At 66.5% G+C, this 12631-nt stretch carries 12 protein-coding genes; 7 read left to right on the forward strand and 5 right to left on the reverse strand.

What is annotated here, in order from left to right:
* The first annotated feature begins 21 nt into the window (after positions 1-21).
* Together AC07UX_RS17915 and gltX are read left to right on the forward strand one after the other, a co-directional pair.
* On the forward strand, positions 22-1683 hold the full coding sequence (locus AC07UX_RS17915) for an NAD+ synthase (RefSeq protein WP_495193328.1): 1662 nt from the start codon (positions 22-24) through the stop codon (positions 1681-1683).
* Between the two features lie 28 nt (positions 1684-1711).
* Positions 1712-3040, forward strand: a complete 1329-nt coding sequence (gltX, locus tag AC07UX_RS17920) for a glutamate--tRNA ligase (RefSeq protein WP_495193329.1) — start codon at positions 1712-1714, stop codon at positions 3038-3040.
* Positions 3041-3090: 50 nt separating this feature from the next.
* Here gltX and AC07UX_RS17925 read toward each other — a convergent pair whose 3' ends face one another.
* From AC07UX_RS17925 to hemC, 4 genes are all read right to left on the reverse strand, one after another.
* Entirely contained in the window at positions 3091-3855 is a 765-nt protein-coding gene (locus tag AC07UX_RS17925; RefSeq protein WP_495193330.1) for an esterase/lipase family protein, read from the reverse strand.
* 128 nt (positions 3856-3983) lie between these two features.
* Positions 3984-4865, reverse strand: coding sequence for a hypothetical protein (locus AC07UX_RS17930; protein ID WP_495193331.1), 882 nt, complete (start codon positions 4863-4865; stop codon positions 3984-3986).
* 28 nt (positions 4866-4893) lie between these two features.
* Positions 4894-5565: a uroporphyrinogen-III synthase gene (locus AC07UX_RS17935; protein ID WP_495193332.1), complete on the reverse strand. Its 672-nt coding sequence runs from the start codon at positions 5563-5565 to the stop codon at positions 4894-4896.
* On the reverse strand, positions 5562-6503 hold the full coding sequence (hemC, locus tag AC07UX_RS17940; protein ID WP_495193333.1) for a hydroxymethylbilane synthase: 942 nt from the start codon (positions 6501-6503) through the stop codon (positions 5562-5564). The genes AC07UX_RS17935 and hemC overlap by 4 nt, the downstream gene beginning before the upstream one ends.
* A 44-nt stretch (positions 6504-6547) precedes the next feature.
* On the opposite strand from hemC, the gene tsaD reads away from it, so the two are divergent.
* Genes tsaD through AC07UX_RS17955 form a run of 3 tightly spaced genes read left to right on the forward strand, consistent with a single transcriptional unit; the run spans position 6548 to position 10125 of the window.
* On the forward strand, positions 6548-7582 hold the full coding sequence (gene tsaD / locus AC07UX_RS17945; protein ID WP_495193334.1) for a tRNA (adenosine(37)-N6)-threonylcarbamoyltransferase complex transferase subunit TsaD: 1035 nt from the start codon (positions 6548-6550) through the stop codon (positions 7580-7582).
* Positions 7579-8550, forward strand: a complete 972-nt coding sequence (locus tag AC07UX_RS17950; protein WP_495193335.1) for an NAD(P)H-dependent glycerol-3-phosphate dehydrogenase — start codon at positions 7579-7581, stop codon at positions 8548-8550. The genes tsaD and AC07UX_RS17950 overlap by 4 nt, the downstream gene beginning before the upstream one ends.
* 54 nt (positions 8551-8604) lie before the next feature.
* Positions 8605-10125, forward strand: a complete 1521-nt coding sequence (locus tag AC07UX_RS17955) for a lipopolysaccharide biosynthesis protein (RefSeq protein WP_495193336.1) — start codon at positions 8605-8607, stop codon at positions 10123-10125.
* 45 nt (positions 10126-10170) lie between these two features.
* Here the strand turns inward: AC07UX_RS17955 and AC07UX_RS17960 are convergent, their stop codons facing one another.
* Positions 10171-11172, reverse strand: coding sequence for an adenosine kinase (locus tag AC07UX_RS17960; RefSeq protein ID WP_495193337.1), 1002 nt, complete (start codon positions 11170-11172; stop codon positions 10171-10173).
* 112 nt (positions 11173-11284) lie between these two features.
* Between AC07UX_RS17960 and AC07UX_RS17965 the strand changes: the two genes are divergently transcribed.
* Complete coding sequence (locus tag AC07UX_RS17965) at positions 11285-11959, forward strand: EI24 domain-containing protein (protein WP_495193338.1); 675 nt, start codon at positions 11285-11287, stop codon at positions 11957-11959.
* Positions 11956-12330, forward strand: coding sequence for a hypothetical protein (locus AC07UX_RS17970; protein ID WP_495193339.1), 375 nt, complete (start codon positions 11956-11958; stop codon positions 12328-12330). The genes AC07UX_RS17965 and AC07UX_RS17970 overlap by 4 nt, the downstream gene beginning before the upstream one ends.
* Positions 12331-12631: the final 301 nt, after the last annotated feature.

Genomic DNA, 12631 nt, shown 5'->3' on the forward strand with positions numbered 1-12631 from the left:
AAATGCACTAGGGGCCAAGCCATGACCGACAAACTCGTGATCGCGCTTGCACAGATGACACAGTCCATGGGCGACCCCAGGGCCAATGCCGACGCCATGCTGGAATGGCGCGCACGGGCCGGGCATGCGGACCTGGTCGTCTATCCCGAACTTCAGCTGATCGGCTATCCGCCCGAAGATCTGGTCTTGAAGCCCGCTTTGCTCGACCAGGCCAATTATCATCTGGACCGGCTGGCGCAGGAAACCGCCGATGGGGGGCCGGCGATGCTGGTCGGCACCGTCGTCGCGTCGCAAGGCGTGCTGTTCAACGTCGTGGCCTTGCTGGAAAATGGCGCCGTCACCGCGATCCGGCAAAAGCGCGAACTGCCCAATTACGGCACTTTCGATGAAAAGCGGCTTTTTGCACCCGGTCCACTTCCTGCCCCGATCGACTTTCATGGCGTAAAGATCGGCGTCCCCATTTGCGAGGATATCTGGTTCCCCTTCGTCACCGCTCATCTGCGGGCCGAGGGCGCGGAAATCCTCATCAGCCCCAATGGCAGCCCGTTCGAAGTCGACAAGGACGATCGCCGCCTCAACGGGGTTGCGGGCACCCGCGTGCGCGAAACCGGCCTGCCGCTCGTCTATCTGAACCGCGTTGGCGGACAGGACGAGCTGGTGTTCGACGGCGCCTCTTTCGTCATGAACGGCGACCTCAGCGTCGCGCAGCAGCTTCCCGATTGGGAAGAAGCGCTGGTCCTGACGACATGGGAGAAATGGGACGGCCAGTGGGTCTGCCTGCCCGGCGAACGCCACCAGCTCGATCCGCGTCCGGCCGACATCTACAATGCCATGGTGCTCGGCCTGCGCGACTATGTGAACCGCAACCGCTTCCCCGGCGTGGTACTGGGCCTGTCGGGCGGCATAGATTCCGCGCTCTCCGCCGCCGTCGCGGTCGATGCGCTGGGCGCCGACCGCGTCTGGTGCGTCATGATGCCCTCGCGCTTCACCAGCCAGGAAAGCCTGGACGACGCCGTCGAATGCGCCCGCCTGCTCGGCGTCCGCTACGACACGATTCCCATCGAGCCGGCCGTTGCCGCCTTCGACGCGATGCTGGCCCCCGTTTTCGAAGGGCGCAGCCGCGACCTTACCGAAGAAAATATCCAGTCGCGCATCCGTGGCGTCACGCTGATGGGCCTCTCCAACAAATATGGCCATATGTTGCTCACCACCGGCAACAAGAGCGAGATGTCGGTCGGCTATGCGACCATCTATGGCGACATGGCGGGCGGCTATTCGGTGCTCAAGGACGCCTACAAGACGACGGTGTTCGACCTCTGCCACTGGCGCAACGCCAATGTCCCGTCACTGGGCGAAGGCTTCGGCCCGTCCGGCCCGGTGATGCCTGAACGTGTCATCACCAAGCCGCCCAGCGCCGAACTGCGCGACAACCAGCGCGACGACGACAGCCTGCCGCCCTATGAAATACTGGACCCGATCCTCTACGGCCTGGTCGAGGAGGAATTGTCGGTCGACAAGCTGGTCGAGCGCGGTTTCGAGAAGGAGACGGTCGCCCGCATCGAGCGGCTGCTCTACATCGCCGAATATAAGCGCCGCCAGGCCCCCCCGGGCGTGAAACTGGGCATCCGCAATTTCGGCCGCGATCGCCGCTATCCGATCACCAACGGCTTCCGCAGCATCTAACCAACCCCAACGGGTTTAGGATCAGATAATGACCGTCATCACCCGCTTCGCCCCGTCGCCCACCGGCCACCTCCATGTCGGCAATATCCGCGCCGCGCTCCATAACTGGCTATGGGCGCGCAAGTCCGGCGGTCGATTCCTGCTCCGTCTGGACGATACCGATCTCGAACGCTCCCGCCCCGAATATGCGGACTCGATCAAGGCCGACCTCAACTGGCTCGGTCTCCATTGGGACGGCGAAGAGAAACAGTCCGACCGCTTCGCCCTCTACGAAGCGCAGTTCGAGGCGCTCAGAGCGTCCGGCCATGTCTATCCCGCTTATGAAACCGCCCAGGAACTGGACCTGCGCCGCAAGATCCTGCTGGGTCGCGGCCTGCCACCGGTCTATGACCGGGCCGCCCTGTCGCTGACCCCGGACCAGATCGCCGCCTATGAAGCCGAAGGCCGCACTCCGCATTGGCGCTTCAAGCTAGATCATGAACGGCCGATCGTCTGGACCGACCTGATCCGCGGCGACCAGCGTTTCGATCCCAAATTGCTGTCCGACCCGGTTATCCGCCGCGCCGATGGCTCATGGCTCTACATGCTGCCTTCCGTCATCGACGATATCGCCATGGGCGTAACCCACGTCCTGCGCGGCGAAGACCATGTCTCCAACACTGCGACCCAGATCCAGATGTTCACGGCCTTGGGCGCACAACTCCCGGCCTTCGCGCATGAAGCCCTGCTGACCGGCAGCGAGGGCAAATTGTCCAAACGCCTCGGTTCGCTGGGCGTCGCCCATTTCCGCGAGATCGGCCTGGAAGCCATGAGCATCGCTTCCCTGCTCGCCCGCCTCGGCAGTTCGCAGCCCATCGAACCTTTCGCCGATATACAGCCGCTGATCGACAGTTTCGACTTCGCCCATTTCGGCCGCGCGCCCGCACGCTTCGACGAAGCCGAACTGGCGACCCTCAACCAGAAGATCGTCCACCTGCTCCCCTATGAAGCGGTGGCCGATCGCCTGCCCGATGGCATGGACGCGGTGGCATGGACAGCGATCCGCCCCAATCTGGAAACGCTCGCAGGCGCAGGGGACTGGTGGCGAATCGTCACCGGCCCGATCACCGCTCCAGAAGTGGGGGAGGAGGATCGCGATTTCCTGACTAGCGCGCACCGCATCCTGTCCGGCATGCCCTTTGACGCAGACATATGGCGCACGCTGACGAACGCGCTGAAGGACGAGACGGGCCGCAAGGGCAAGACCCTGTTCCTGCCCTTGCGCCGGGCCCTGACGGGACTGGACCACGGTCCCGACATGGGTCAGTTGTTGCCGCTGATCGGCAGGGAAGAGGCTTTACGGCGGCTCCAGTCCTGAACGGACTGCCGACCAAAAAATCATACAAGCCTGCCGAAACCGGTGCCTTTTCAGGCCCGCAGCGCGTCCAGCGCCTTGCCCACCGCCGCAATCCCTTCCGGCGATGCGGCAAAGCCCATATGGGTGCAATCCACCTCGATCGCCTTGTCGCGCTCGCCGGCCCGTCCGCGCGAACATTCGGGCAGGATCACGCCATCCCGCCGCGACCACAAGGCCACGGTCGGCACCGGTGGCTTGACTTCACGGGTGCAGGGAAAGGGCGGGCGATCAACCGGAGAGCCAGATACCAGCTGATAGAGGCGCCAGGCGTGGTTGGCGCGCGGATCGCCGGAAAAGGGCGTGCCCATCGTCACCACGCCACCAACCTTATCGGCGGCGAATTTGGCATATTCGCGCGCATACAGCCCGCCCAGGCTCCAGCCGACCAATGTCACCGGTGCACCGGCCTGCTTGCGGCCAATTCCCCTGCGGATCGCGTCCACGCGCCGGTCGATCTTGTCCAGGCTATCGGGCTTCGGCCCGAAATTGCGGCCCATGCCCCAGTCATGCGCATCATAGCCAGCTGCGTTCAATATATCGCGCAACCAGCCCATACGCTGTTCCGACGCCATCAATCCGGGGATCAACAATATCGACCGCCCATCGCCCTTCATCTGGCCGGCGAGTATCGCCGCCTGCGCCCGCGTCCGCTTCAGGTCGAACGGCACGCTCAGATTGCCCAGCAACTGCTGCACAGGCGGAAGCTGCGCCGCGCGCGGTCCGGGCGCGAGGCGATCTTTCCAGAAACTGCTGACAGCTTGAGCGTAAGGCGGCACGACGATGATGATCCCTGAACCCCGCCGCAGGTTGCACGACGGGAAACGATGACATTATCGTGACAACGCGGGATGCGTCTATCGGTTTCGCCCCATGCGCTCAACGGTTCGTCGTTTGTGACAGGGCCTCACGGGGCGAGCGGCGACGTCTGACTTACCGCTGCGCCTTCCGTCCCGCGCAATTCACGCGGCTCCAGGATCGCCGCCGTCTCGATCAGGTCCAGGGCGCGCCGCGCTTCCAGATAGCGGCGGGTATATTGCATCCATCGGTCCGCCGCGGCCCGGCCCGGCATGCGTTCCACTTCGGCCAGCGCGGCACTGACCCGGCCGCCGTCGATATAGCGCAGCGCCCGGTCCATCGCCACCTGCGGCCGCGGGGAGGGGGACGATGCCTTGCGGATGGTGATGAGTTCGCGTGCCTCATGCTCCAGCGCGTCCCACCATCCGGCATCGGCCGGGGGCGTCGTCAGCTGGACCGACACGTCCATCAACCCACCGCGCAGGTCGGCCAGCGTGATCGGCTCGCGCGCGGCGTTGATGATCGCCGCGACGGCGCGGGGCTGGGCCTGGCCAAAGCGCAACCGCAACTGCCCCTCGATATAGCCGAGCGGCGTCCCGTTATCGAGCGCACGGCGCGCGGCAAAGGCGACCAGCAGCCCTTCGGCTCGCGCGGCATTGCCCGACGCGGCCTGTGCTTCGACGGTGATGCGGTTCAACCGCTCCTCCAACTGGAGGACGCGCCCATCCAGTATCTGCGCGGCGTCTGCGGTCAGGGGGCGGGCGGCCACGGCAGGGTTGCCTGCCCCGATCAGGCCCTGCACCGGCACAGGCGTGGTCGGCTTTGGTTGCGGATCGCCCCAGCGGCGCTGGATCTGCGGCCAGGCCCAGACGGTCAGCGCGACGCCCAGCGCAAAGGCCAGCAGGGTCAGGATAATCAGTGGCAACAGGCTGCGCCGGCGCGCGGGCGGCGGTCCGGCGCCGATCGTGCCGACCCCATCCTCGTCGTTCATGCGGACCCTTTCGTCTGTCATTGCCCCGTCATTCGCACAATCGAAGGGCAAGGGCCAGCATCTCGTCATCAAGGGGCAGGGCAGGGGCCTGCCCACTGGCCCAGCCATTGCCGCATGCAGCCAATGTCGTCGGGCTGATCGCCACGATATGCAGGCTTTTCCGCCCTTCCCGCCCGATCTGTTCGGCCAGCCGCGCGGCAGCACGCGGCGAATGGACGAGCAGGATCGAACCCGGCACCGCATCGGCGATCAGCGCCGGATCGGGCGGCAGGGCGGTCATGCCGTAAACCGCGATCCGTATCAGTTCCAGCGCGCCCGCCTCCATCGGTGCGACCGTCGTGCCGGCCAGATGCAGCACCCGGCCATGCCCGTCGGCGGCGATGCGCGCCGCAATCGCGCTGCCGTCGCTATCGCCGGCAATGATGGTGGGAAATCCGGCCTCTACCAATGCCTGCGCCGTGGCCGCGCCCACCGCATAGACGGGAAGGCCGCGATAATGCAGCAGCGCCGGGCCGGCAAAGGCCACGCCGTTGGCGCTGGTCAGCAGCAGCGCGTCGAAATCTTCCGGTACCGGCGGCGCCCACTCGATCGGCTGGGGCGCGAACAGCGGGTGCACCCGCGCATCCATGCCCAGCGCCGCCGCCTTGGACGCCGTCCTGCCCGCCGCCGGTTCGGGGCGCAGGATCAGGACGCGCGTCACCCCTCGAACAGCGCGCGCAGCGCCGGGCTGGCCCGATCCAGCAACACCCGCCCGATCGATTCGGCTGCGGCCTCGTCCCCACGCAGCAGTCGCGCTTCTTCCCGCACCGTTTCCTGCCCGTCCGGGCTGATGATCTCGGCGATCAGGTACAGGCCATCCGCCTCCACCCGCGCCAGCGCTGCAATCGGCGAATGGCAGGTGCCGCCCAACCCTTTCAGCACGCCGCGCTCTGCCATCACCGCGTCGAACGTGTCGCCATCGTTGATCGCCACGAGCGCCGCGACAACGGCCTCATTGGCGGCCAAAGTCTCGATCCCCACGGCACCTTGCGACGGCGCAGGCAGCATCAGGTCGATCGGAATCGTCACGCCGACGTCGCTCTGGCCCAGCCGATCGAGCCCCGCCGCCGCCAGCAGCGTGGCATGCACCTCGCCCGTCGCCAGCTTGGCCAGCCGCGTCGCGACATTGCCGCGAAACAGGGTGATGGTCGCATCGGGCCGCAGCCGCTTCACCTGCGCGGCGCGGCGCGGCGAACTCGTTCCCACCAGCGGATTGGCGGGCAGCGCGTCGAAACTCGCAACCCCGACCAGCCGGTCGCGCACATCGGCGCGCGGCAGCATGGCGGCGATACGGAAGGCATCCGGGCGCAGCGTCTCCACATCCTTCATGCTATGCACCGCAAAGTCGATCTCGCCCGTCACCAGCGCGCGGTCCAGTTCCTTGGTCCACAGCGCCTTGCCGCCGATATCGGCCAGCGCACGGTCCTGTATCCGGTCGCCGCTGGTCTGGACGGTGACGATCTGCACGGCATCGTCGGCCCAGCCATGGACGGCGCACAGGGCGCGGGCAGTCATATGGGCCTGGGCCAATGCCAGGGGGGACCCTCTGGTGCCGAGGCGCAACGGTCGACCATGATCTCTTTGGGCGGTGAAAAGCATATGCGGCTTGCTCTAATGGCCGTGGGCATTAGATGGAAGCGACAATGACCATCATCCTTGGCCTGGAATCGAGCTGCGACGAAACCGCGGCGGCGCTTGTGACGGCCGATGGCCGAATCTTGGCGCATCGCCTCGCCACGCAGGAGGAGGCGCACCGCCCCTATGGCGGCGTCGTCCCCGAAATCGCCGCCCGCGCCCATGTGGAGGCCCTCAGCCCGTTGATCGAGGCCGCATTGGCGGACGCAAAGATGACTTTGGCGGATGTGGACGTGATCGCCGCCACCGCTGGCCCTGGCCTGATCGGCGGCGTCATGGTCGGCCTTGTCACCGGCAAGGCGCTGGCCCATGCGGCGGGCAAGCCATTGGTCGCCGTCAATCATCTGGAGGGCCATGCCCTCTCGCCGCGCCTCGCGGATCCGACGCTGCAATTTCCCTATCTGCTGCTTCTGGTATCGGGCGGCCATTGCCAGTTGCTCCATGTGAAGGGGCCGGGCGACTATGCGCGGCTGGCCACCACGATCGACGATGCGGCAGGCGAAGCCTTCGACAAGACGGCCAAGCTGCTCGGTCTCGGCTATCCCGGCGGCCCGCAAGTGGAAAAAGCAGCGGCGCAGGGCAATCCCAAGGCCGTACCGTTGCCGCGCCCGCTGGTCGGCACCGCCGAACCGCATTTCTCCTTCGCGGGCCTTAAAAGTGCGGTGATGCGCGCGGTCCAGTCCGGCCAATATGCGACGCAAGACATCGCTGCCTCCTTCCAGCAGGCGGTGATCGACTGCCTGGTCGACCGGACCCGCCGCGCGCTGGAGGCAAGCGAAGGCGTCTCTGCACTCGTCGTGGCAGGCGGCGTGGCCGCCAACCAGCCGATCCGCGCTGCGCTCGAAACGCTGGCGGCTGCGCATGACCTGCCCTTCGTCGCGCCGCCGTTATGGCTGTGTACCGACAATGCGGCGATGATCGCCTGGGCAGGGGCTGAGCGCTTTGCGGTGGGGCTGGTCGACGATCTGACCGTTCCCGCCCGGCCGCGCTGGCCGCTCGACCCGGCGGCGGAAAAGGCGCGTGGAGCAGGAGTGAAGGCATGAAGGCTGGGGTCATAGGGGCAGGTGCCTGGGGCACGGCGCTGGCGCAATTGCTGGCCAGCGACGGCCAACCGGTCGCCCTTTGGGCGCTGGAGCCGGACGTGGTGGATGCGATTAACCGCACCCATGAAAACCCGCTCTATCTCGCCAATATCCCGCTCTCGCCCTCGATTGCGGCGACGGGCAGCATGGCCGATCTGTCGGATTGCGACCTGCTGCTCGTCGTCAGCCCGGCCCAGCATCTGCGCAGCGTCGTGGCGCAGGCGCCGGCCGGCGTGCCGCTCCTTCTGTGTTCCAAGGGGATAGAGGCCGGCACCAGCCTGCTCATGTCGCAGGTCGCGCAAGAAGCGCAGCCGACCTCGCCCATCGCCGTCCTCTCCGGCCCGACCTTCGCCCATGAAGTCGCCAGGGGTCTGCCGACCGCCATAACCCTGGCCTGCGAAGACCGCGACCTGGGTCAGCGCCTCGCCGCCCGGATCGCCCGCCCGGCCTTTCGCCCCTATCTGTCGGACGATGTCATCGGCGCGGAGATCGGCGGCGCGGTCAAGAATGTGCTCGCCATCGCCTGCGGCGTTGCGGACGGGGCGGGCCTGGGCCTCAACGCCCGCGCTGCGCTGATCAGCCGGGGCTTTGCCGAAATGACCCGCTTCGGCCTCGCGCGCGGCGCCCGTGCGGAAACGCTGGGCGGGCTATCGGGTCTGGGCGACCTTGTCCTCACTTGCTCCTCCACCAATTCGCGCAACTTTTCGCTGGGCAAGGGGCTGGGCGAGGGGGGCAGCGCCGCCGACCTCCTGTCCAATCGCCGCACCGTGGCAGAAGGGGCGCATACCGCCCCCGTCCTGCGCGATGCCGCCCGCGCCGCCGGCGTCGAAATGCCGGTGGTGGAGGCCGTGTGCGCCTTGCTGACCGAGGCCGCGCCGCTGGCGCAGGTCATCGACGCGCTGCTCGCCCGGCCGCTGCGCCCCGAATAACCCGTCGCGCTGCCACGGCATTGCGCCTACAACGAACAGATATAGCAACAAAGCATGACACAAGGGGTTCACAGTTCGTTGGCGACAGAGGCGTCCCCATCCAAGGATCAGGATGATATCGCCGCTCTGGCCAAGGGCGGGCGGACCAATATCTTCGGTTTCCTGCTGCGCCTGGCCGCACGCCTGCCCTTCCTGTTCATCGCCGGTCGATGGTATGGCGCCGAAGCGCTGGGCCGCTTCGCTTATGCCGTTCTGGTGGTGGAGTTCGTCGCCCAGATCGCGACGCTGGGCCTGAAACGCGGCCTGGCAGGCGCATTGTCGCAAACGGAGCGGCCGCATAATCATGTCGTGACAGACGCCATGGTCGTGACCCTGCTCGCGGCGTTGCTAGGTTCTGCGATCCTCATCGGCTTCCCGCAGGCGATGTTCCCCAACAGCAACATCAACGGGTTGGACCGTCTGCTGGCGCTGGTGGTGATCGGCGTGGCGGGATCGGACGTGGCGCTCGCTGCCTGTGCCTATCGTTTTGATGTTGGTGCGACCGTCCGGGCGCGCTCGATCATCGAACCCTGGGCAATCAGCATCGGTGCCTTCGCCTTCGCCTTCTATTCGAAGCGTGACGGCCTCATCCTCTCCTATGCCGTATCGATGATCGCGGCTTTCATCGCGTCGATCATTCCGATGGTCCGCCATTATGGCCTGCCCACCGGCTGGCGTCCCGATCCGGGCCGGCTCTGGCGCCTTGCCCGCCGCAACCTGCCGCTCGCGGCGGCCGACGGCGTCGAATGGGGATCGCGCCGGCTCGACATGGCGATATTGGGCTTGTTCGTCAGCCCGGCGGTGATCGGCATCTATTATGTCGCGCAGCAGGTCGCATCGCTGCCGCAGAAATTGAAGACCAGCTTCGACCCGATTCTCGGCCCGGTCATCACCCGCAACCTTGCTGAGAATAATCTGGCCGCGATTGCCAAGCAGGTCAGCCAGGTCGGCTTCTGGATCATCGCCGCGCAGGCGGGCATCGCGCTGGCGCTCGGCATCCCCGGTGAAGCGGTGATGGGTCTGGTCGGGCCGCATTTCGTGGGTGGCACCGGCGCGCTCGCCTTCCTGCTGCTGGCCGAAGTGGTCGCGGCCACCGCCGTCGTCAGCGAATCGGCGCTGGTCTATATCGCCCGGCACCGCAACCTCATGATCTCGCTGGTCATGATCGGCTTGCAGGCGGTCTTCAGCTTCGCGCTCATCCTGATCGGCCGCGACATGCGACTGGACGTCATGTGGATCGCCGCCGCGCCCGCGCTGGCGCTGTGTCTGGCGCTTGGCGTGGGGGCCTTCGTCAAGGCGCGGCTGCTCTCCCGCCTGCTCGACGCGCCGATCAATGCCTGGCGCTGGCCGTTGCTGAGCGCGGCGGGTGTGGCCTGCATCGTCGGCGCGGGCTTCGTCGCCCTGCCGGCCCGGTTCGAATGGGTCGAACTGGCGATCGGCGTCTGGGCGATATTGGGCGCCTATGGCCTCGTCATCTGGCGCTGGGGCTTCGGTTCCGACGACCGCGCCCTGTTCCGCAGGAACAAGCCGGTATAGAAAAAGGCCCGCCTCGCACCGGAGAGGCGGGCCTTTTCGTTCAGGTCAGGCGAATAATGTATCGCGGATCACGCCCAGATCCTCCTCCGGGCGCGCACCCCAATGGGAGATGACTTCGGCAGCGGCGGCGGCGCCCAGCGCCAGCGCATCCTCTACGCTGCGTCCGTCGATATGCGCGGCCAGGAAGCCGGCGGCGAACAGGTCGCCCGCGCCGGTCGTATCGATGATCTGCGCGACCGGGGCCGCCGGCGCTTCATGGCGCACGCCATCGACGATGGCGACCGCACCCTTTTCGCTGCGGGTCGATACCAGCACCGGCACCTTGTCCGCGAAACGGGCCAGCGCGGCATCGAAATCGTCGACCTGCGCCAACGACTGGATCTCGCCCTCGTTCGAAAAGAGGATGTCGATCAGCCCCTGTTCGATCAGGTCGATGAAATCGGCACGATGGCGGTCGATCACGAAATTGTCGGACAGGGTGAAGGCGACCTTGCGGCCGGCGTCACGGGCCGCCTCGATCGCGGCGCGCATCGCTGCGCGCGGCTGGGCCGGATCCCACAAATAGCCTTCCAGATAGAGGATGCCGGCCGAACGGATCATGTCCAGGTCCAGCGCCGCTTCGGGCAGGAATTGCGACGCCCCCAGGAAGGTGTTCATGGTCCGCTGCGCATCGGGCGTCACCAGGATCAGGCAGCGCGCGGTCGGCACGTCGCCCTGTACCGCAGGCGTGTCGAACCGGATGCCCAGCGCGTGGACGTCGTGCGCAAACACCGCGCCCAGCTGGTCGTCATTGACCTGGCCGATAAAACCGCACTTCTTGCCCAGCGCGGCCAGCCCTGCCAGCGTGTTGGCGGCCGATCCGCCGCTGATTTCCTTGGCCTGGCCCATGTCGGCATAAAGCGTCTCTGCCATGTCGGCGTCGATCAGCTGCATGCCGCCCTTGGTCAGCGCATGCTGCGCCAGAAAGGCGTCGTCGCTGCGGGCGATCACGTCGACGATGGCGTTGCCGATCGCGACGACATCAAGCGTGGGGGCAGTGGCGGTCACGCAATATCCTTGTCATTTGGAGGAAATAAAATTTCACGGCCTTTACCGGTCGCACCGGCCGCATGCAACGGTGCTGATTGACCTGGGGGCCGGGCGGTAGGATAGCTGGGCGATGGTCCTGATCGCTGCCCTGCGCGCCTTTCCCTCCATCTTTCACGGTGCGGCGTTGCGCCTGCTGGTCAAGACGATCATCCTGACCCTGCTTATCTTCGCCGGACTGGCGAGCGCCTTCTGGTTCGGCTTCCATGCGCTGCGGCTGCATTTCGGCTGGGGCGGGGACGGCAGCTGGGGCAATTGGGGCGAGGCGACGGCCACCGCCCTGCTGATGATCGCGTCCGGCTGGCTGCTGTTTCGCGCCACCGCGATGGCGGTGATGGGCCTGTTCGCCGACGACATTATCGAGGCGGTGGAGCGGGACGATTATCCCCATGTCACCGCGCGCCCGGTCGGCTGGGCGCGCAGCCTGCGCTTTGCCTGCCGATCGGTCGGGCGGACGATCGGCTGGAACCTGCTCGCGCTGCCGGCCTATATAGTGCTGCTGGTGACGGGGGTGGGCACGATCGGGCTGTTCCTGGCGCTCAATGCCTATCTGCTCGGCCGCGACATGGCCGACATGGTGGAGCCGCGTCATCCCACCCTCCCGCCGCTCAGTCGCGGCAGCCGGTGGCTCATGGGCCTCGTTTCGGCGCTTCTGTTCATGGTGCCGGTCGCCAACCTGCTTGCGCCGATCTTCAGCGCAGCTATGGCGGTCCACATGTTGCTGGGCCGAAAGACGAAGACATCATGAAGACCCTCCGTTCGAGCATGGCGTCCCTGCTGGCCCTGCCGCTGGCGGCCTGCGGCGCCGGGACTGTCGTGCCCCCGGCCCGGCCGATCGCCCCGCCCGCAGGGCCGCCGGCCAGTGCCTTCATGAAGCAGGGGCCGCTGATGGGCACCGACGCGCGTCGGCTGACCCAGATGTTCGGCCAGCCCCGGCTGGACATTCGTGAGACGACGGTGCGCAAATTGCAGTTCGCCAATGGTCGCTGCATCCTGGACGCCTATCTCTACGCGCCCGCGCGCGGCAAGGAGCCGGTCGTCACCCATGTCGATGCGCGCAGCCCCACCGGCACAGACGTCGATCCGGCTGCCTGCGCCACGGCTTTGCAGGCAAGATAGGCACCGCCCGAAGTTCACACCGTTACAGGGCTTTTTGCCCCGAAGCGCTCGCAAAGCGCTCGCGAGGCTCTCCCGAAGCGTCACCGACGCCGCCCCTAGGCGATCCTTCCCATGGGGCGGAATGTGCCTGCCGGATTGCGGCGGGGTCATGGGGCATGGCCGGTCCATCGCAGAGTGTAGATCAGAGCAAATCCTATATTGGAAGGGTTTTGCTTCATATCGACGGCATCAGCCCGGCGAAGGCTGGGCGCTCAGGCGATCTTGCGCGTCATGGCCTGTCGATGACCGTCTTCGCTGGCAT

Source organism: Sphingobium sp. GW821-FHT02B05 (assembly GCF_059421905.1).